This window comes from Nocardia miyunensis NBRC 108239 (assembly GCF_001613065.1).
Classification (GTDB): Bacteria; Actinomycetota; Actinomycetes; order Mycobacteriales; family Mycobacteriaceae; genus Nocardia; species Nocardia miyunensis.
In genome coordinates, this window is the sequence record NZ_BDBQ01000001.1 from 213,725 (window position 1) to 233,030 (window position 19,306).

The 19,306-nt window shown below is 62.7% G+C and carries 20 protein-coding genes and 5 pseudogenes; 15 read left to right on the plus strand and 10 right to left on the minus strand.

Features of this window, described 5'->3' with window-relative positions; translation table 11 throughout:
• Window positions 1–69: 69 nt before the first annotated feature.
• On the plus strand, window positions 70–834 hold the full coding sequence (locus NM2_RS00955) for an SDR family oxidoreductase (protein WP_067662473.1): 765 nt from the start codon (window positions 70–72) through the stop codon (window positions 832–834).
• Window positions 835–919: 85 nt separating this feature from the next.
• Here NM2_RS00955 and NM2_RS00960 read toward each other — a convergent pair whose 3' ends face one another.
• Entirely contained in the window at window positions 920–1,618 is a 699-nt protein-coding gene (locus NM2_RS00960) for a TetR/AcrR family transcriptional regulator (RefSeq protein ID WP_245717774.1), read from the minus strand.
• Between the two features lie 414 nt (window positions 1,619–2,032).
• On the opposite strand from NM2_RS00960, the gene NM2_RS00965 reads away from it, so the two are divergent.
• Together NM2_RS00965 and NM2_RS00970 are read left to right on the plus strand one after the other, a co-directional pair.
• The gene (locus NM2_RS00965; protein ID WP_067662476.1) at window positions 2,033–2,866 is read left to right on the plus strand and encodes a coniferyl-alcohol dehydrogenase; all 834 of its coding nucleotides are present in this window, start codon (window positions 2,033–2,035) and stop codon (window positions 2,864–2,866) included.
• Window positions 2,867–2,920: 54 nt separating this feature from the next.
• A complete protein-coding gene (locus NM2_RS00970) occupies window positions 2,921–3,088 on the plus strand; it encodes a hypothetical protein (protein ID WP_157120824.1) in 168 nt (55 codons plus the stop codon).
• A gap of 17 nt (window positions 3,089–3,105) precedes the next feature.
• Here NM2_RS00970 and NM2_RS00975 read toward each other — a convergent pair whose 3' ends face one another.
• From NM2_RS00975 to NM2_RS01015, 9 genes are read right to left on the minus strand one after another with little or no spacing between them, the layout of a single operon-like run.
• Complete coding sequence (locus NM2_RS00975) at window positions 3,106–3,774, minus strand: Rv1363c family protein (RefSeq protein WP_245717775.1); 669 nt, start codon at window positions 3,772–3,774, stop codon at window positions 3,106–3,108.
• A 42-nt stretch (window positions 3,775–3,816) separates the two neighbouring features.
• On the minus strand, window positions 3,817–5,124 hold the full coding sequence (locus tag NM2_RS00980) for an MlaD family protein (RefSeq protein WP_084530349.1): 1,308 nt from the start codon (window positions 5,122–5,124) through the stop codon (window positions 3,817–3,819).
• Window positions 5,121–6,170 (minus strand): MlaD family protein, encoded by a 1,050-nt coding sequence (locus NM2_RS00985; protein WP_245717776.1) that lies wholly within the window; start codon window positions 6,168–6,170, stop codon window positions 5,121–5,123. Before NM2_RS00985 ends, NM2_RS00980 begins: the two co-directional genes overlap by 4 nt.
• 56 nt (window positions 6,171–6,226) lie before the next feature.
• On the minus strand, window positions 6,227–7,333 hold the full coding sequence (locus tag NM2_RS00990) for an MCE family protein (protein WP_067662485.1): 1,107 nt from the start codon (window positions 7,331–7,333) through the stop codon (window positions 6,227–6,229).
• On the minus strand, window positions 7,330–8,346 hold the full coding sequence (locus NM2_RS00995) for an MCE family protein (RefSeq protein ID WP_369690287.1): 1,017 nt from the start codon (window positions 8,344–8,346) through the stop codon (window positions 7,330–7,332). The genes NM2_RS00990 and NM2_RS00995 overlap by 4 nt, the downstream gene beginning before the upstream one ends.
• 39 nt (window positions 8,347–8,385) lie before the next feature.
• Window positions 8,386–9,423, minus strand: a complete 1,038-nt coding sequence (locus NM2_RS01000) for an MCE family protein (protein WP_067662490.1) — start codon at window positions 9,421–9,423, stop codon at window positions 8,386–8,388.
• Window positions 9,420–10,715 carry an MlaD family protein gene (locus NM2_RS01005; RefSeq protein ID WP_067662493.1) on the minus strand — a complete coding sequence of 432 codons (1,296 nt, stop codon included), beginning with the start codon at window positions 10,713–10,715 and terminating at the stop codon, window positions 9,420–9,422. Before NM2_RS01005 ends, NM2_RS01000 begins: the two co-directional genes overlap by 4 nt.
• A 3-nt stretch (window positions 10,716–10,718) precedes the next feature.
• Entirely contained in the window at window positions 10,719–11,573 is an 855-nt protein-coding gene (locus NM2_RS01010; protein ID WP_067662496.1) for an ABC transporter permease, read from the minus strand.
• On the minus strand, window positions 11,574–12,392 hold the full coding sequence (locus NM2_RS01015; RefSeq protein WP_245717797.1) for an MlaE family ABC transporter permease: 819 nt from the start codon (window positions 12,390–12,392) through the stop codon (window positions 11,574–11,576).
• Window positions 12,393–13,053: 661 nt separating this feature from the next.
• Between NM2_RS01015 and NM2_RS52840 the strand changes: the two are divergent.
• The 12 genes and pseudogenes from NM2_RS52840 to NM2_RS01040 form a co-directional block, all read left to right on the plus strand.
• Window positions 13,054–13,200, plus strand: a pseudogene (locus NM2_RS52840) (transposase family protein); the annotation flags it as partial.
• A 149-nt stretch (window positions 13,201–13,349) separates the two neighbouring features.
• Window positions 13,350–13,670, plus strand: a pseudogene (locus NM2_RS52845) (aldehyde dehydrogenase family protein); the annotation flags it as partial.
• A pseudogene (locus tag NM2_RS52850) lies at window positions 13,645–14,332 on the plus strand (aldehyde dehydrogenase family protein). The pseudogenes NM2_RS52845 and NM2_RS52850, both read left to right, overlap by 26 nt.
• Window positions 14,333–14,387: 55 nt before the next feature.
• Window positions 14,388–14,786 carry an aldehyde dehydrogenase family protein gene (locus tag NM2_RS52495; protein ID WP_305781653.1) on the plus strand — a complete coding sequence of 133 codons (399 nt, stop codon included), beginning with the start codon at window positions 14,388–14,390 and terminating at the stop codon, window positions 14,784–14,786.
• Between the two features lie 57 nt (window positions 14,787–14,843).
• The gene (locus tag NM2_RS47060; RefSeq protein WP_281182366.1) at window positions 14,844–15,035 is read left to right on the plus strand and encodes an SDR family oxidoreductase; all 192 of its coding nucleotides are present in this window, start codon (window positions 14,844–14,846) and stop codon (window positions 15,033–15,035) included.
• 621 nt (window positions 15,036–15,656) lie between these two features.
• A pseudogene (locus NM2_RS52855) lies at window positions 15,657–15,815 on the plus strand (class I adenylate-forming enzyme family protein); the annotation flags it as partial.
• A gap of 31 nt (window positions 15,816–15,846) precedes the next feature.
• On the plus strand, window positions 15,847–16,065 hold the full coding sequence (locus tag NM2_RS51240; RefSeq protein WP_245717777.1) for a hypothetical protein: 219 nt from the start codon (window positions 15,847–15,849) through the stop codon (window positions 16,063–16,065).
• 139 nt (window positions 16,066–16,204) lie between these two features.
• Window positions 16,205–17,209: a Rieske 2Fe-2S domain-containing protein gene (locus NM2_RS01025; protein ID WP_067662503.1), complete on the plus strand. Its 1,005-nt coding sequence runs from the start codon at window positions 16,205–16,207 to the stop codon at window positions 17,207–17,209.
• An 11-nt stretch (window positions 17,210–17,220) separates the two neighbouring features.
• Window positions 17,221–17,328: pseudogene (locus NM2_RS52860) on the plus strand (TetR family transcriptional regulator); the annotation flags it as partial.
• A 17-nt stretch (window positions 17,329–17,345) separates the two neighbouring features.
• Window positions 17,346–17,825, plus strand: coding sequence for a hypothetical protein (locus NM2_RS01030; protein ID WP_067662505.1), 480 nt, complete (start codon window positions 17,346–17,348; stop codon window positions 17,823–17,825).
• Window positions 17,826–17,834: 9 nt separating this feature from the next.
• Window positions 17,835–18,887, plus strand: a complete 1,053-nt coding sequence (locus NM2_RS01035; protein WP_067662508.1) for a ferredoxin--NADP reductase — start codon at window positions 17,835–17,837, stop codon at window positions 18,885–18,887.
• A gap of 136 nt (window positions 18,888–19,023) precedes the next feature.
• Window positions 19,024–19,281, plus strand: coding sequence for an enoyl-CoA hydratase/isomerase family protein (locus NM2_RS01040; protein ID WP_067662511.1), 258 nt, complete (start codon window positions 19,024–19,026; stop codon window positions 19,279–19,281).
• The last annotated feature ends 25 nt before the right edge of the window (window positions 19,282–19,306 follow it).

Here is a 19,306-nt window from a genome sequence, read left to right on the forward strand (position 1 = left end):
CCCACGTCTCGGAGCGAGCGGGTGCGCATCGACTGTCAACTATTCGGAACGACAAGTAGGTAGAGGCTCATGAGGTCGACCAGTATGGACGGCAAAGTCGTCGTTATCTCCGGCTCTTCGACAGGCGTCGGCAGGGCAACCGCCGTCCGCTTGGCACACGACGGCGCCACCGTCGTGCTGCTCGCACGGCGAAAGCTCCTACTGGACGAGGTCGCCGACGAAATCGGGCCGCACGCGGTACCGATCGTGACCGATGTAACTGACAGCGCCCAGGTTCGCGCAGCCTTCGACCAGGTTGCGGCGCAGTTCGGCCGCGTCGATGTTCTGGTGAATTCAGCCGGCGTCACGCGGATCCGGCTCATCGAGGAGGCCAGCGACGAGGACATCACCGTGTCGGTGAACACGAACCTGCTAGCGCCGATCTATACCACGCGAGCCGCGATTCCCCTGCTCAAGGCGGCGGGCGGCGGTGACATCGTCAATCTCTCCTCGGAGATCACACTCGACCACATGCCGCTGATGACGCTGTATTCGACTACCAAACGCGGACTCAACGGATTCACCGAGGCGATGTGCCGGGAGTTGCGTCGCGACCAGATCCGAGTGACGCTGGTAATTCTCGGCGCTGTCGGCGACACCGGATTCCACGAGAACTTCGGTCCCGGAGACCTGGAACGAGCCTGGCCGATCTGGGAAGCCGACGGCTATCTGACCCGGATGAGCGGAACGCAACTGCTGACGTCGGCAGTTGTGGCCGATGTTCTGCAGAATATCCTTACCGGGCCGTCCGAGCTGATGCAGGATGTGATCCACGTCCGCCCCGCCCACAGTTGACCGGCCACCGGGCTCGCGGGTGGCCGACGGCAATCCGGGATCGCCGGCACCGGCGAGGTGTTGCTTGGCCTCGGTATTCCCCCCTTTATCGTGCCCCCTGCAGAATCGCGGCCGACCAGAAGGTCCACAGGTCATCAGCACTGGTACTCGGACTGCCGGCCAGCACCGTGGAGTGTGTCGTGGAGAGCAGAAGTTCCTGCAACAAGGCCGCCTGGGTTTCGAGCCCGACGTCGTCGCGCAGGCGCCCCGCCGCCGCACCCTGGCTCAGTAACTCGACGATGAACGAGCGTAGCGGTTCCAGGGCGTATTTCAGTTCGCTCGGACGGGTCTCGGCCAGCCGCAGATGAAAAATGCTCAGTGCCCGCGACAATCGGCCCGGCACGGAGGCGAGCTCGACCATCCCGTACATCAGGGCTTTGATCCGCAAACCTGGGTCCGTCTCGCGATCACAACGCTCCCGCAGCAGGGGCATGGCCGTGCGCCGCAGAACGGTTTCATAGACTGCCAGCAGTAGGCTGTCCTTGCCGTCGAAATAAGCGTAGAACGTGCCCAGCGACATCTCGGAACGATCGACGACATCCTGAATGGTGAAATCGCTCTCGTCACGCTCGTTGAGCAGGTCGATCGCTGCCGCGACGAAACGATCACTGCGCTCCTGAGCACGCGCGCGCGCACTCCGCAGCGACCGCGCGATACTGTCTTTCTGCCAGCTGGGGATATGAGGTTCGGACTGCTCGCCGTCAGGCGTCAGCCGCTCCGGCTTCGGGGGCGTTATGACGTTCACCGTTCTCTCGAGGTCGACTTCAGTCAGGAAGTCCTTGCTTTACCTCAACACATTGCCCACATCGAGCATCGTACTCTAGGGCAGTTCTTACCAATTGCTCACAGCATTCTACTGCCAAGAGCGTCCGGCTTTTGCGTTCCGTACCGGCGCCGCGAGGACTGTCGGAGCCGACATACGCTCAGCTCGCCCCGCAAGTGGCCCTCGCCGCCCCGCCACCGTTGACACGCAGGTTGCACCAGACCTGTCGACTGCAACCACGTCCTCGCCTCACGGGTCCCCACCCCCTGGACCAGGGCTGAATCGGCGAAACTAATTTTGCAGTCCGGCATACATTTTTGGAGAGTGTAGTTCTAAAATTTATAGAAGTGCGATACCTTATGAGGGAACAATCGGTTCTAACCAGAGGAAATAAGGATGAAAGATCCACTCGGGTACAGCGGACTACACGTCGTAGTCACCGGCGCGGCGTCGGGAATGGGCGCCGCGACGGCACGCATCCTCGTTCAGCTCGGCGCGCGGGTCACCGGCGTTGACGTCAAGCCCACCCAAGCACCTGTCGATTTGGTGATCGAGGCCGACCTGCGCGACCCCGACTCGATTGCCGAGGCGGCAGCCACAATCAACGGTCCGGTCCACGCCGTCTTCTCTTGCGCTGGGCTGCCGGGCGGCGCCTTCCCTCCCGTCGACGTGCTGCTGGTCAACTTCGTCGGGGCTCGCCATTTCGTCGAGCTACTCCTGCCCAAGATTGCCCCCGGCGGCGCGATTGCGGCCATAGCCTCGAATGCGGCCATGGGCTGGCAGCTCCAGCTCTCGGACTTGATGGAACTCGTGACAATCGACGGATTCGGGGCCGGCAAGAAGTGGTGCGAGGAAAACACCCAGCGCATGGAACCGGACGCCTATTCGTTTTCGAAGAAGGTGCTCAACGCCTGGGTTGCATCGCGGGCCGCGACCCTCATCACCGAAGGTATCCGACTGAACTGCATAAATCCCGGTCCGACCGACACCGCGATGATGCCGCACTTCGTGGAGCACTCCGGCGCCCAAATCGTCGATGCTTTCGTCGGTCCGATCGGGCGACACTCGACAGCCGAGGAACAAGCGTGGCCGCTCGTCTTCCTCAACAGCCCCCGTTCCAGCTATGTCAACGGTGAAACATTCACCACAGATGGTGGATTCTTCGGCGCGGTGCAGACCGGACAGCTCGACCTGGCCAGCCTGTTCGGTGAGGCCGGGCAACAAACGTAACCGTAGGCGATATCCGAGATCTGGCAATGTGGTCGGTGAACAATGGAATGCCATATGACCGTGTATCTCGACGATGGTGACCCTCTGCATTTCCGCGCCGGCCGCGCTGCGGCCGAGGCCTTCGCCGCCGCGGCCGAGGCGCGACAGCTGGCCAGGGTCGTCATCGATGAGCAAATAAGCCCGAATTTGCCGGTCATGCCATACGAGGAGTTATGGCGCTGATGCGGATTCGGTCCGGATCAGGGCAGGTCAACCTTATCGGCCAGCCAGCGTCCACCGACGCGTTGCATGGTCATCACCACTCGGCTGCGATCGACACGTGGATCCGGGGTGACGGTGTTTGTCACCGTCTGGTCGATGAACAGCAGAACCTCGACCCTGTTCTTGGTGGCGGACTTGATTCCGGCATCGACTACTGTTCCATGAGCGGTGGCCTTGTTGTCGGCCAGCAGCTGCCTCAACTGGGCACTGGACTGGGAATACATATTCTTGAATTCGCCGGTGGCTCCGTTCAGCACCGCTGTGAAATCCTGATCGAGATGGTCGGAATTAACACTGGTGAGGGTGACCGCGTATTGTCGCGCAGCCTCTCTGGCCTGATCGGCCGCAGAGTCGACATCGCGGTCCTCCTTCAGCTTCCAGCCGAAAACAACCGCGGCCGACAGCGATGCCACCACCACAGCGGCCGTAGTCGCTAGACCGGTCCACCGAACCCACCGTCGCGAGCGCAATGGCGGGCGGTTGCCCTCATCGGCCCCAGGCGTTTCCTCGGCCTCCTCCCTTTCTTCGGCTCTCTCCGCATCTTCGGTCCTCTCGTCCGCAGTCTCTTCGACGGCTCGTTCGGGTTCGGAGTCGGCACTCTGGACAGATTCTGCGGCAATCGATTCGATCGAGCTGGACGTGCTCACCTGACTTCTCCTCTGTGTAGTCGTTTTCAACCGACGTACCTGTCACCTCGGCGGGGTACCGGGGACTTTCGGGCCGCCATACGGCACCGGAATTGATTGCGGACCAATCGGTGTCGGAGTCGCACGCTCGTCGGGAACGACGCCCGCGGGCGGGGCGGCCGTATCGTCGCCGGGTGGGCGCGGGGCGTTTCTCGCGCCGCGGATCAGCACCGAAGGATCCTGGCTGGGGCAGTACGTATGCAGGTACGGCTCCGGCGAATCGGGCTGCGACGGAGGCAGCCGTGGAAGCTGGTAATCACAGGTGTAGCGCGGGTAGATGTCGACCAGGCCCCAGATACCCCCGTCGTGGAACACTGATGCGATAGCACCGAGAGTCGACCCGGCGCGCTGTGTCGGGAAAAAGAATTCCTCGAGCGCGGGAACGTGGACATAGGCCAGCTGCGCAACGGTTGTCAGGCTGCCCAGCAACTGAGCCATCGTCGGCGAGTTGTCGGCGATAACCGCATCCATCGATTGCAGGGTGGCTGGGGTGCGGCCGAGGAAGGTGCGAAACCCCTGGTCTTTGGATTCCACGCCGCGCAGCAGACTGGACAGGTTCCTCGCGGTGTCCTGCAGCCCTGGGCCGACGTCCCCGACGGTGCCGAGCACCAATTTGCTCTGACGCAGCAGGCTCACCGTTTGCGGCAGTACGGAATCCAGCGTCGAGATCAGGAAAATGCCACCATTGAATATCGCCGCCAATTTTCGCGGGCCGTCGGGGCCGACACCGAGTTCCGTGACGATGGTTTTCAGCTTCGCCGGGTCGATTTGCGCGAGAGTGCCGTCCAGATCGCCCAGTATGGTCGACAGCGGCACGGGCGTCGATGTTTTGCCGGCCGAGATCTCCGAGCCGTTGGTCAGGTACGGGCCACCGTCGGTGGTCGGCCTGAAGTCCAGATATTGTTCGCCCGCGACAGAAAGTCCGGCCACCCGGACCTCCCCCGCGCGCGGAATCCTGACTCTCGAATCGATCGCGGCCACTGCCAGCACTCCGTGGTCGGTCAACTCGACCGATTGCACCCGGCCGACGGCGACCCCCCGCAAAGTCACGTCTTGATTCGGCAACACACCTCCTGAGACCGTAAGGTGCACGCGCACATAGATCTTCGACGCGGTGGGGTCAACGCGGAGTGCCCCGAACACCAGATACGTCAGGCCGAGAACCAGTGTCAGGGCGAGGGCGAGAGCGGACAGCGTCAGTCGCCGAGCCATCGTCAACCGGACCGTGGCGACGACCAGCCGGGCCGACGGCTCCAGTAATCTCGCCCCCCATCCCGCCCGTCGCGATTCCTCCATCGGTTGCTGGGTCATTTCCCCGGTCCGAACACTCGGTTCCGCAATTGCAGAAGCGTGTAGTCGAGACTTCCGACGAACGCTCCCCAGTCCGTACCGTCGGGCAGCCTGCTGCCGAGATCGCCCGGGTGCCGCGGATCCGGCAGAGCACCGATCGCCAGGTCCTGCAGATCGACGTTTACGTGCGACGAGGTGCCATCGGTGATCTTGATTATCGGCGCCATGAGGTTGTTGACTGCCGTCAGGCTTGCGTTGGGATTGGTTGCGGCATCATTGAGTTCGGCCGATATCCGGTTGATGTCGGCGGTCATGCTGCGTGTATCGGTCCCCCGCACGGACGGGAATTTCGCCACCTGCTGGCTGATTCTCGCCATCTCCGAGACGAGGCCGACAATCTGCTGGGTATCGGCGGCTACGACGTCGAGCGCCGGACCGGCCGCCGCGATCGCGTCGTGGATCGTCGATTGCTGACCCGAAAGGGTCGCCACCAGCTGGTTGGTCTGCACGAAAGCGTCGCGAATCTGGCCGGACCGTGCCGCCAGACTGTTGATCAACCGGGTCGATTCGGCGATCAGCGCACTGAGGCGTTGCCCCTTGTTCCCGACCGCGGCCCCCAGACCGTTGACCACATTGGTCAGATCCCGGATGACTCCCCCATTGACCAGCAGCGACGATGTCGTCAGCAGTTCTTCGATTGTCGCGGCAGCCGAGGTCGAGGAGGGGGGAATACTGTCGCCCGGGTGCAGGGTCGCGCTGTTCGGTGCCACGCCGGTCGGCGGTTCCACCGCCACGAACACGTCGCCGAGCGGTGTCGCCGACCGAAGTTCAGCCCTGGTCCCCACAGGCAGTGCTACGCCGGCCATAATTCTCATCGTCACGACTGCGGCGTAGTCGCGCGCCTTCATCGACACGACCTCACCGACATCGGCGCCCGCCAACTTCACCTTCGCCTTGGTCGGCAGATTGAGCGCGTTGGTGAATGTCGCGTACAGGGTGTACGAGTTTGCGCCGACGCCGGGCGCAGGCAGGGGGAGGTTCTCCAGCCCCATCGAGCAGGCGGTCATCGAGGTCAACATCGCGGCCGATATGCCAGCAGTGGCGATACGAAGTCGGCGGCCCCTCATTTCGCCATCCCTGCCATGGACTCGAGCATTCCCGAAATGCCGAAATCCGGACCGAAATCCCGTAGTGTCCCGGTGCTGCAGCCCAGCTGCCGAAGACCGAGCACATTACACACTTCTTTGACCAGTTGCCCGTCGAAGAATATCTTGTCGAGCAGCGCGTGGATTCGCACACCACGTTTCTGGAGATCGAATGCATTGTAAGCGTTGTCCATCAACAGCGGGGCAAGGTCGAGAAATTCCGACAGCTCTCGCCGATAGTCCGCCATTGCTCGCATGACGGTGTTCGCGTTCGTCACAGTCGATTTCAACTTTCCGCGGTCTGCCTGCAGGATATCGTTAGCCTGTGTCAGGATTTCGTTGAGCTGCGCGCCTGTGTCACCCAGCCCTATGTTCACCTGGGCAAGGATGTCGCTCGAATGCCGAATCGCCGACCCGAATTCTCGAATATTGCGGTCGTTGTTCGCGGCCGCACCGGTCAGTGCGGAGAGATTGTTTACCGTCGCAGTAAGCGAATTCCTGGTTTCCGCGCCACCGTCGGCGCCGACCTGTAGCGCTACGGAAAGCTGCCCCAATGCCAACTTGATGTCGTTCCCGTTGCCCGCGGTCATCGCGGCGCCGACATCGAGCAGTCCGGCAATCGGGCCGCCGCCCTTCCGGTCGCCCTGGAGCTGGAGCGACATCTTGTCGGCCATGGCCAGCAACCGGTCGAAGTCGACCGGGGTCCTGGTGCGGTCGAGACCGAGGAAGTCCTTGTTCCGAAGCACCGGTCCGCCCCGGTATACCGGTGTGAGCTCGACGTGCCGGTCCGTCAGCACCGATGTCGATACCGTGACGGCCTGCGCCGTCGCGGGAATCTTCACCATCGCATCGATCTGCATCGTCACCCCGACCGACGTACCCTCCGGAACGATTTGCGTCACCTTCCCAACCGGCAGGCCGAGGACCGCGACGGTGTTCCCTATATACAGCCCGGCGCCATTGTCGAATTGCGCGGTGATCGTCATCTCATGGTCGTCCGCGGTCGCGGCGCGGACACCGGAGAAACCGATTGCGGCCACAGCTACGATCACGGCAAGCTTGGTGATCGAAAACCGGCGCCTCATTTGCAGTCCCTCAGGTAGGGCGGCATGCTCAGTTGCTTGGCACGACCGGAGATCGCACACATCCAGGAGTCGATCAGCGGACCGGCGGGAGCATTGAACTCCATCTCGTTCCCGGAGCCCGTCGCATTCGCGAAATTTCGCAGCGGAACCGGGAGTATCTGCAGACTGTTGCGCAGTAGCTGGTCGTTGTTCGCGAGAGTCTGAAGGAACGCATTCAAGTTCGTGATCAACTTGTCGATCTCCGGACGGTCCTCCACCGCGATGGTGTGCAGTTGACCCACCAGCTTGGTCGTTGCATCGAAGAGTTGTTGGACCATTGCCCGCCGGGACACGATCTCCTGCAACATCGCCGTTCCGTTCTCGACCAGGGCACCGAGGTCGGCTTGTTGTCCGCGGACAACATTGGTCACCTGTGTAGTGCTGGCAAGCAGGGATCCGATCTGACCACGCCGTTCGGCGAGCACCGAGGACAGGTTCTGGATATTCCGCAGCACCTGCGGTATCAGCGCCGGTGTACCCGCCAGCTGGTTCGACAGAGACGTCATCAGCTGGCCGATCTTATCGGCATCGACCTGCTCGAACAGCGTCGTCGTATTTTCGAGAAGCTGCGGCAGGTCGTAGGGCACAACGGTGTTGGAAATTCTGATCCGATGATCCGGAATGCTGCCTCGACCGATCGGCCGGAGTTCGATATACCGGGATCCGAGCAAGGTCGTCAGTTTGATAGACGCCTTCGTATCGGCGCCCAGCGCCACATTCTTCCCGATCTTCATCGTCACGACGATGTGATCTCCTTCGAGCCGGGCCCCATCGACCGTTCCGACCGGGACACCGGCGATCGTGACCGCGTCCCCGGCGCTGATCTGTGCGGCCTGCGCGAATTCGGCTTCGTAGCGGACATCGCCCACGCCGGCAGATGTGATCAGCAGCGCTGCGACCAGCACCGCGACGATTCCTGTGACGCTGATGAGGCCGAGGCTCAGCTTGCTGTGCTCCTCGACCGGTCGCCGCACGGTCCGGATACACCTCGAAACTAAACTCCTGAACATGGTTCACCTACAGATTTCAGAGTGCGTGGGCCGGCCTGCCGGCGTCGCCATGGAGACGATCGTGGGAATGAGCGTGGTCAGCGCGGGCATGAGAGTGACATTGAAATCGCAGACGTATGCATTGACGTAGGCACCCTCCTGGCTTACGCGGGCGATGCCCTTCAACATCAGCGGGAGATTGGAGCCGAAATAGTCGAACGCATCCTTTTTGTCCAGGAAGTGTTTCGTGAAGCCAGGCTCCCGATTGAGCAATTGCTGTAGATCCGGTTGGACGTTCCCGACGATGGTCGACACCCGCCCCACGACGGATGATATGGAATCCAGCGAATTCATCAACTGCGCGCGCTTGTTCGATAATTGGTCGAATATCGTACGAGCCTGCGTGATCACCGTGCCGATATTGCCGCTCTGCTGTGCGAGAGCGCGAACGATGGTGTCGAGATTCACGATGATATCGCCCAGAATCCGGTCCGGACCGGCGAAGGATTCGGCGATTTTCGACGTCTCGGCGACGAGGGTCGTGACCGACCCCGCATTCCCCTGCAGCGCCTGGACGATCGCGGTGGTGATGTTGTCCACCTGTTTCGGGTCGAGGACACTGAACAGGGGCTCGAACCCGTTCAGCAGCAGGGAGATATCGAACGACGGCTCCGTATGTGACAGGGGTATTTCGCCGCCGTTGGGCAATACTCGCGGATCGTTGTAATTCCCGAGCGATAAACCGAGATAACGCTGGCCTATGATATTCTGATATGTGATCGATGCCTTGGTGTTCCCATACATTACTTGATCGTCTTGTACGCGAAAGCTGACCCTCGCGAGTGTTCCGTCGAGCGCAATCGAATCCACTCGGCCGACCCGGACCCCGGCCATCCGAACATCGTCTCCGACAGTAAGGCCGGACACGTCGGTGAATACTGCCGTATACGATTTCGTGGAGCCCTGGACACTACGTTGGAGAGTAACGAGGACCGTCCATGTGAGGGCTAGGGAGATCGCCAGGAACACGGCGAGACCGATCAAGGGCTTGCGATAACTCATCGGGACCCGCTTTCCGCCTCGGGCGCGATATGAACTGTACTGCCTCTGGCCAACGGGCCGAGCAGGATTTCGGAGGCCGTATTCGCATCGTCGCCGAGGATTCCGTTCAATATTTTCTTTTCCTGCAGGCTGCCCACCGGACCGACATTGCCGCCGAAGGCATCGCTGGGGGAGAGTGCCTCAGCAGGGATCACCGGCCGCGAGTACGTGGCCGGCGCCGTCGCACAGCTCGGACCGGCCAGGGCACCGTAGCGTGGACAGTCGGCTCGCGAGTACGTCGTGTGCGGCGTGAATTCGAGCAGGAACTTACCGGTTCCGGTATTTGCTCCCGGCGGCCAGAACTGGCTGGACCACTTGTCCGAGATGATCTTGACCCTGGTGACGATCGGCGCGAATTGCGTACCACCGGCGGCGATTACACCGACCACCGGCGACAGTTGGGTCGTGATGCCGATGAGCTTGTCGGTGTTGTTGTCGAGTGCTGTGCCGACTGTCGAGAGCGTGTTCGAGCCCGCTGAGAGCAGACTGGTCAAGGCATCTCTCTTCTGCGCCAACGTGCGCATCGGGACGACGGCGTGATGTAACGCATCCAGTAGATCGGGGGCCGACGATTGCAGACCGTGGATGGCGGTCGTCAACGTGTCCAGCGTTCCCGGCTCGCCGTTCGGGGCCAAGACCCCGTCCAGTTCGCGGGTGATCCGGTCCAACTGTGCCCCGGCACGCACGATATCGGCGCCCCGGCGGTCGGTCGCCGCCGCGACAGCGGCCAGCATGCCGACGGTGGGGTTGGTGCCGATCCGGGTGGTGGCGGCGACGATGTCGCGGAGCTTGGTCAATGCGGTCTGCAATTGCACAGTCGAAAGACTCTGGTCCTGCGGGATTTCCGCGTGCGACGCCAGAGGCGGCGCGGCGCCGTGATCGACGAGCTGAATGGACGAGACCGCGAAGACGTTGCTCGGCACGACGCGCGCGGTCACGGTCCGCGGAATCTTGACCGCATACTCCGGCTTCAAATCGATATAGACATAGTTGGGATTGCCGTTTATCGACGGCGTCACATCCTTGACCATCCCGACCAAGACGCCTCGGAATTTCACATCGGATTTGGCCGGCAGGCCGTCACCCACGTCGACCAACGCGGCGGCAACCTCGACTTTCTTGTCGAATCCGCCCTCCATCTTCACCAGCATTGCGGTGACGATCAGCGCCGCGACCGCTATCGCACCGATTCCGCGCAGTACGAGTTGCGTACCGGAAGGGCCCCGGCCGTCGGCCTCGAATAGAATAGGCATGGGTTATCCACCGAGCCTTGCACCGGCGTCGATGCCCCAAAACGCCATGGTCAGCAACAGATTCATGACGATCATGGTTGAAATGCTGGCCCGCATGGCAAGCCCCGCTCCGATACCCACCCCCTGGGGGCCACCGGATGCATAGTATCCGTAATAGCACTGAATGGTGGAAGTGATGACCACGAACACGATCGCTTTCAGCAGCGAGTAGACGATATCTGTTGCGCTGAGCACCAAGCGGAAATAGTGCTCGTAGGTGCCTGCCGACACGCCGTTGGCAACCTCGACGACCACCTGGACAGCGATATAGTTCATCGCCAGGCATACGAGATACAGCGGAATCACCGCTCCCACCGATGCCATCAGACGTGTCGTGACCAGATACGGGATGGGCCGGACGGCAAGCGCTTCCATGGCATCGATCTCTTCGGAGATTCGCATTGCCCCGAGCTGTGCGGTGAATCGGCAGCCCGCCTGGGCCGAAAACGCCAGTGAGGCCATGATCGGAGCCAGTTCCCTGGTCGCCGCGGTCGATGACACCAATCCGGTGGCGGGTCCCAGCCCCAGCAGATGCAGCGCGTTGTAGCCTTCGATTCCGACGATCGCCCCCGCCGAGGCCCCGAGAACGACCATCACACCCGCGGTGCCGCCGCCTACGACGATCGAGCCGTTTCCCCAGGTCACGTCGGAAAGGATCCGTAGGAACTCCTTCGGGTAATGGCGCAGCGTCGTTGGAACGGACGCTATTGCACGCGCAAGGAATGTCACCATGTGCCCGAACCGCATCACGATGGTTCCCTGCTCGGCGACCGCCGTGATCAGCGGTTTGACACCCGGCGGATAGTAGCGTGACGCCATCTAGAACCCCGTCCGCGGGAACAGCAAGACATACATCTGCGTGAAAACGACGTTCACGATCATCAGAAGCAGGATCGACGCGACTACGGTGGCGTTCACGGAATTGGCGACACCAGCGGGCCCCCCGCGGGTGGTCAGCCCCTTGTCACAAGCGACAACCGCCACGATCGCTCCGAATACAATGGCCTTGATCATCGTCAGCACAAGATCGCCGACCGTAGCGAAGGACGCGAAAGTGGCCACAAAACTGCCCGGCGTCCCGTTCTCCACGAACGTGTTGAACAGATATCCGGCCAGAAATCCAACGAAACAGACAAGACCTGTCAAGGCGAGACCGACCACAACCGCCGCAGCAAACCGCGGCACGACCAACCGACGGATCACTGAGATGCCCATGACCTCCATCGCATCGATCTCGTCCCGGATCTTGCGCGACCCGAGGTCCGCGCATATCGCCGATCCCACAGCGGCCGCCATCAACAGAGCCGCCACCATCGGGGCGCCCTGTTTGATCACAGCAAGACCACTGGCGGCTCCCGCCAGAGACGTCGCACCTACCTGGCCGGCCAGCAGGCCGAATTGAATAGATAAGGTCACGCCGATCGGAATGGCGACGAACATCGTCGGCAAAGCGGCGGTCGACGCCATGAACGCCGCCTGACTGACGAACTCTTCGAATGGAAACCGAACCCTCACGGTATCGATGACCAGGTACTGGATCGTTCGTATGCCCAGCATGCACTGGCCACCAACCGTTTCCAGCGATGCGATCGGATGACGCCGGAAATAGCCTCGGACCCACCGTGCGATCTCACCCAGCGCATTCCGCGCCGCATCCGGCTGGCGATGTCCCGCACCCGCCGGATCGCTTCGATCGAGGATCGCCGTTGGACCTTCCACAATCAATCACCCTTCGAAACGCAAGAACATTGAGCACCCGGAACTCAGCGATACCGATACTCGCCGCCCGGTCCGGTGGTCGGCCTCGTCGGCGTCCTGTCGACGACGAAGCAACAACCGCCTGTGGATGATCTGAAGCCTCCTGCAATCTGCGATAATGGACTACACTCATCAGCGCAGTCCGGCTATCAAGATAGTAGAGTATGACTTGCACCACACGCAATCCTCAGTCTAATTAAGCGAGTATCACGTTCTATGGTCATGTGCGTCGGCATAGGCTCGCAGCGCCCAGTCGTTCGGGCGGCGACCCCGCAAGAAGGACTGCGCCAGCGCCCCCGCACAGCACGGCTCCACGGCTTCGCGGTGACCGGCAGCGATCCGCTGCCCATACTCACCGACCCGCTGCCGGACGCCAGAAGGGATCCGGCGCGCACTTGGCGATTCCCCCTGTGCGAGATGCGTTGGGGCGCTCAATGGTTGATCATGTGCTGGTGTTCTGATCCGGTGTGCCGAGCGTCTTGTTCCCGCACCTGGATGGGCTGTTGTCGGTGCGGTTCGTGATGTCGGCTCCACGGTCCGCATCGAGGTCGCCACAGGTGACGAACCAGTTGGCTGCCCGAGTTGTTCGACGCTGTCTCGACGGGTCCACAGCCGCTATCGGCGGCGGTTGTCCGATACGACGGCCACCGGTCGCCAAGTTGTGATCGCATCACGGGCACACCGATTCTTCTGCGACAACTTCGACTGCAGGAAAAGGACTTTCGCCGGACCGGTGCCTGGACGGGGCCCATCCCCAACATCGTCTACCGGGCCTGCCACCTCCCCGGAGTACCCCGGTCGGCGAGCACCGGCCGCGCCACGGGCCAGGCCACCGAAGTGGCTGCACGGGGGTGGGAGTTCGGTCGAGCTCGCGCATGTGCTGCGGCACTCGGACCCGCCACCGGTCGAGTCAACGGCACCGTCGCGATGTGCGGGGCCGACGAAGTCGACGCGGCTGTCGCCGCAGCGCAGGCCGCATACCCTGCATGGCGCGCCGTGTCGCCCGACAAACGCCGCCGAATTCTGCAGCGCGTCGAAGATCTGGTCGAGGCCAACCTTCCCGAGCTGAGCAGACTCACTACCGCAGAGCTCGGCCACCCCATCGCGACCTCGACCGCGCTGTCCTACGTGTGTGCTGCCTGGTTCGGCTACTACGCCGGCTGGGCCGACAAGATGGCAAGGCGCCACCATTCCCTTGACGCCCGCGTTCAATGCCGGCTTCGACTACACCACCGCCGAACCCTATGGCGTGGTCGGCATCATTCTCACCTGGAACGGCCCCATGGTGTCCGTCGGGATGAAAGTGGCCCCAGCCCTGGCCGCAGGCAATTGCGTCGTCCTGAAAACACCCGAACTGGCGCCCTACGCCGTCGCTCGGTTCGCCGAACTCGTGCTGGAAGCGGGCCTGCCGCAAGGGGTTCTGCATGTGCTGCCCGGAGGCCGACGACCGCCTCGTCCGGCATCCCGGCGTCGGAAAGATCTCCTTCACCGGCGGGATACCGACGGCACGCAAAATCCTCGACGCCGCGCGGCACACGCTGAAACCGGTCGTCCTCGAACTCGGCGGCAAATCGGCGAACCTAGTCTTTCCGGACGCCGATCTCGAAGCGACCGTGGCGATGTCGATCCAATCGTGTTTCACGATGGCCGGGCAGGGTTGTGTCCTGGCCACCCGAATGCTGGTGCACCGCGACGTTTATGACGAGGTTGTCTCCGCGACCGCGACCGCGATCTCCGCACTCCGTGTCGGCGATCCGTTCGCGCCCGAGACCACCTTGGGGCCGGTGATGAACAAGACGGCCAACGAGGATTCTGCGTAGCGTCGCACAGGCGGCGAGCAGAGATTCCGCTCGAATCGGGGTCGGCGGACACGCGGTGGATCCCTCCAGCCTCGCTCCCGACCTCGCAGGCGGCTACTTCATCGAGCCCACGCTATTGGCCGATGTCGACACCTACAGCAGCGTCGCCCAACACGAGGTGTTCGGCCCGGTGCTGTCGATCACCCCGTTCGACAGCGAGGAAGAAGCCAGGGCTCTACGAGTTCCTCCAGACCAAAAACGTCTTCGTCCGTCTCCAACCCATCGCGTAGGGATTTCCATGCGAACCCATTACCGGTCGGTGGCCCGTGGCCATCGCCGCGGTGGCGAACCTCCCGGCCTGCACGCTTCAATGGTGGATCGAGTGAGGGAGCATCACGATCAGTTCGGAATCCGCGTGTCGGTGATCGCAACCTGGGCGCCTACGCGGCGTCCAAGGGCGCCGGGCCCGCGCTGATGCGGTCGGTGGCCAAATAAGTGGGTCGCAACGGGATCTACCTGTAACACCCTGTCGTTGGCCACCCAGAACAATGCCAGGTTGGACGAGTCATCCGACATGAGGTTGCGGCAGCTCAAGGCCTACATCGTCCCCAGACTGGGTACGGCGAGCGATGTCGCGGCGGCGATTGCCTGGTTGACGTCACAAGACGCATCCTGGGTCACCGGGCAGACCATCCCCATCAACGGCGGCTACGCGACAAGCTGAGCCGCAACAGCCCGCACCACGCCTACATGTGCGATGTGTCGGCGCCGCTGTTCGACCACCCCGGATCAGGTCGATGAGCTCGACGGCGCCGCCGCCATCCAGTCGCTCACCGCCACAGCGCCATACGGTTCAGCCGCGAGATCCAGCCGCTCGACGATCGGTGTCGGCGAAATGCGATCACCGGCGACACCCCGGCTCACCACAACCTCACTGTTGCGTTGTCCTGCAAACGAATTGGAGGCGCCCCGTCTCACGTATACGGTTCGGCCAAAGCTGATGCCACCTACCCGACAGGGCATCGGACGGGAACCACAGATAGACGAGCCGGTTCACCGATGCGATGTGCCGAGTCGGGTACACAGATGCCCGCGCCTCGCTCCGGCCTCTCGCAATTCCGGGTCGGCCGATGTAGGTGTCATTTTTGACACTAATGTCAAGTAGCTCGGAGTTCACATATGTCAGAGCGGGATGTTCTCTCCCTCGGCAACATCGTGTGGACGCCCGCGCCCCAAGACGGTGGTACACACCGATAAATCGGTGATGACCCCGTTCTTCCACGCCTACATCGCGGCCCACGAAGCTCACGGAGACGAGCCCGTGCTTCCGGACCTGCGGTTCGCCATGGGCGGCGGGGCCCCGTTGCCGTCCGACGGACACGTGCGGATCGTCGGCCGCCTCGAGGACACCATCATCCGAAACGGTGAGAACATCTCGGCCCTGGAAGTCGAGAGCGCACTGGTCGCCATCCCGAAGATCGTCGATATCGCGGTGGTCGGACTCCCCGTCGCCCGCGGCGAGCGAGTCTGCGCCGTTGTCGTGGCCAAGGATTCCCGACGCCCCTCCCCTGCTCGCCGAGCTCGTGGAGGCATGCCGGCGCGCCGGACTCGCCCGCTTCAAACATGTCGAACACATCGAACTCGTCAGCAATCTGCCACGGAGTCCCATGGGCAAGCTGGTCAAGCACGACATCCTCCGGGACATCCCGGCGCGTCGCGTCCAGCCCCTCGAGGACGGGAATTTGTCGAAATAGTCAAAACTGACAAGATCTCTATAACACTGGTTATTACCGTCACGCGACCGAGATTCCTAACTAACAGCAAGTCTTACTCTCACTTTTTGACAACTTTGTCAAAAGGTGCCATGGTGGGTGCACTCGAAAGGAGTCTGAGATGACTGATCTTCCGTCGGCTCGGCCCACCGGCTGGTTCCAGGTCGCTTGGTCCGCCGACCTCGGGAACGGCGACGTCAAGGCCCTGCACTATTTCGGCACCGAACTCGTCGCATTCAGAGGAAACGATGGCCGAGTCCGGGTCCTCGACGCTCACTGCCAGCATTTGGGCGCCCATCTGGGGCACGGCGGGTGCGTCGTCGAAAACGATATTCAGTGCCCCTTCCACGGTTGGATGTGGAACGGCGATGGCCGCAATACGCACATCCCCTACCACGACAAGCCGAACCGGGTCCGGCACGTGCGGGCGTGGCCGGTTACCGAACGCAACGACTCGATCTACATCTGGCACGATTCCGAGGGCAGACCGCCCAGCTGGGAGGTTCCCGAGGCATTCCCCGCGCTGGGTGCGCATGTGGCGCGCGTCGAGTACTTTCCGCTCACCGCCCAGGCTCGGTCGTTACACGCCCGGGTCCACGTGCACCCGCAGGTGATCGCCGAGAACGCCGTCGACCCTTGGCATTTCAGGTTCGTGCACCATACGCGCATCGCCCCGGTCGTTCTTCGCGAGACGGTCGAGGGCGCGAACTGGCAGTCCAAGGTCGGATTCGGTCGCCGATGGAACGACGGCGTGGACAGGCCCGAGGACACGTCGAACACGATCGAAATCCTGTGGTCGGGTATCGGCGTAAGTTTCAACGGAGAGGTGACCGCCGACGGAATCCGCGTCATCGCGATCTGCCCGACGCCGGTCGACGACACCACCACGGATATCTTCGCGACGTACTGGATCGACAAGGAGAACGGACGCTACGACGACCGGCTCTCCCGGGCCCAGCTAGCCCTCCCGGACGACATCAACATCTGGGAGCACCAGAAATACATGGACCCCCCGGGTTTGGCGCCCTCCGAAGCTGCCGGCTTCAGGCGCCTGCGAACGTGGGCGACCGACTTCTATCCCGAGACCGCACAATCCGATCCGAACGCCGCCGCCACACCGGTATGAGCGTTCAACCGATGGCCCGCAAGGCGTCGCGGACGAAGGCGGAGAACACGCGCGCGGCCATATTGGATGCCGCGCGTGAAGCTTTCGCGCAGCGCGGTTACTCCGGAACGTCGATACGGGATATCACCGACGGCGCATGCGTCGCCCGCGCCGGGTTCTACTACTATTTCCCGATAAGCGCGCGGTATTCGTCGAACTCGGAACGGCCACCTACCGGGATGCGGTCGACACGGCGACATCGTTCACCGACAGTACGACGACCGCATCCCTGGCGGGCATCACCGGACGGATTCAGCAATACTTCAGCTATCTCGACCGCCACGGCGCCTATCTCATCCGATCCGCCGAAGACGCAACCGACGACGCGGAGTTCCTCGCCGCGGTGCGGGTACTCCAGACGCGAATCGCCGCTCTCCTGGGCGAGGAGATCTGCAGACTCGCGAACAAGCCGGTGGGTGCCGCCGCCGGTATAGGTCTGGCGATCACGGCGATGATGGAACGCACCTGGTTCCTCACCCACGTCGGAAGCTATCCGCTTCGGCGAAACGAGGCGGTCTCCGCTATCGCGTCACTTCTTTTCGCCTTGATCGGCGCCCCGGCGTCGGACAGGAAATAGGAGGAGCCCATGACGTCGAGTGCGGGGGCAGAAGTCACCACAGCCCAAATCCGGCGCGATATCGAACTAGAGGTGATCGAGATAGTGCGGGAGACGGCGGATGCGTCCACGATCGTGTTCGCCGGAGACAGCCGATCCCTCCAGTGGAAGCCCGGCCAATTCCTCACTGTGCGCGTACCCGCCGGAGAGGAGTGGATCGCGCGCTGCTATTCGCTGTGCACATCACCACATACCGACGAACCACCCGCGATCACCGTCAAGAGAATCCCGGGCGGCCGCGGATCCGCCTGGATGGTCGAATCACTCGCCGCCGGTGACGTGATCCGGGCACTGGTACCGACCGGTCGCTTCACCCTGGGCGACCTCGACTCACCCCTGCTCCTGATGGGCGGCGGAAGTGGAATCACCCCGCTCATGGCCATCATGAAGTCCGTATTGCACACCGGGACAGCGACTGTCACGTTGTTCTACGCGAACCCGAGCGAGAACGACGTCATCTTCGCCCGCGAACTGAGCGAACTCGCGAGGAAGCATCCGGATCGTCTCGTGATCCACCATTGGCTGGACTCTGTGCCGGGATTTCCCGACCCGCATCGGGTCGCGCGGATCCTGGCCCCCTACGCCGACCATGAGGTCTTCACCTGTGGTCCCGGTCCGTTCATGGACACCGCCCGGTCGGCGTTGGATGCCCTGGGGGTCTCGCCGAAACATGTTCATGTCGAACAGTTCTCGTCGCTCACCACGAATCCGTTCACCGACACGCCGCTCGATGTCGGTGCCGGCGACGAAGAAGCCGCCACGGTCGAGGTAACCCTCGACGGACGGCAGCACCGAATGGCCTGGCCGCGATCGGTCAATCTGGTCGATCTGCTGCTCACCGCCGGAGTCGACGTTCCTGATTCGTGCAAAGCCGGCGAATGCGGCTCCTGCGCGGCAACCCTCATCAGTGGCGAGGTCTCGATGGAGAACACCGCAGCCCTCGACGAGGCCGACATCGCCGAGGGGTACATCCTCGGCTGCCGCGCCCACCCGGCATCCGACACGATCACCATAGAGTTCTGAACCTGTCGCGACAGACGTAGCGCGGCGACAGTCGCTGCCCTGCGCTGTCGACTGCTCGCCGACCAGCAAGTCCGAAAGGCGCATAATAACGACCGAATCCGATATCCTGCTCGACCGTGCGGACGGCAAGCTGCGGGTGACCTTCAACCGCCCGGATCGCTTGAACGCGTTATCCACGGACACGCTCGCCGAAGCCGCGCGCGCCATAGAGGCCGCCGGGGCCGATCCCGAGATCCGAGTCGTCGTCCTGACCGGCGCCGGACGGGCATTCAGCTCCGGGGCACTTCGGCGCCGCCCGCACGGCCAGGGTGAGCCGGGTACCGCAGCAGCCAAGGCGTTGTTGAAGCTGTGCTACCGGTCCGCACCGACGAACGTCGATGCGGCACCTTCCTGAGCGGGGTCCCGGACCGCTCGGGCGT

Coding starts and splice junctions, on each gene's coding strand:
- NM2_RS00965 (WP_067662476.1), top strand. CDS start 2,033: ATGAAAGATCCACTCGGGTACAGCGGACTACACGTCGTAGTCACCGGC.
- NM2_RS01035 (WP_067662508.1), top strand. CDS start 17,835: ATGACGTCGAGTGCGGGGGCAGAAGTCACCACAGCCCAAATCCGGCGC.
- NM2_RS01010 (WP_067662496.1), bottom strand. CDS start 11,573: ATGGCGTCACGCTACTATCCGCCGGGTGTCAAACCGCTGATCACGGCG.
- NM2_RS00990 (WP_067662485.1), bottom strand. CDS start 7,333: ATGAGGCGCCGGTTTTCGATCACCAAGCTTGCCGTGATCGTAGCTGTG.
- NM2_RS00955 (WP_067662473.1), top strand. CDS start 70: ATGAGGTCGACCAGTATGGACGGCAAAGTCGTCGTTATCTCCGGCTCT.
- NM2_RS00980 (WP_084530349.1), bottom strand. CDS start 5,124: ATGACCCAGCAACCGATGGAGGAATCGCGACGGGCGGGATGGGGGGCG.
- NM2_RS01005 (WP_067662493.1), bottom strand. CDS start 10,715: ATGCCTATTCTATTCGAGGCCGACGGCCGGGGCCCTTCCGGTACGCAA.
- NM2_RS00970 (WP_157120824.1), top strand. CDS start 2,921: ATGACCGTGTATCTCGACGATGGTGACCCTCTGCATTTCCGCGCCGGC.
- NM2_RS01030 (WP_067662505.1), top strand. CDS start 17,346: ATGCGTCGCCCGCGCCGGGTTCTACTACTATTTCCCGATAAGCGCGCG.
- NM2_RS01025 (WP_067662503.1), top strand. CDS start 16,205: ATGACTGATCTTCCGTCGGCTCGGCCCACCGGCTGGTTCCAGGTCGCT.
- NM2_RS00985 (WP_245717776.1), bottom strand. CDS start 6,170: ATGACCGCCTGCTCGATGGGGCTGGAGAACCTCCCCCTGCCTGCGCCC.
- NM2_RS01000 (WP_067662490.1), bottom strand. CDS start 9,423: ATGAGTTATCGCAAGCCCTTGATCGGTCTCGCCGTGTTCCTGGCGATC.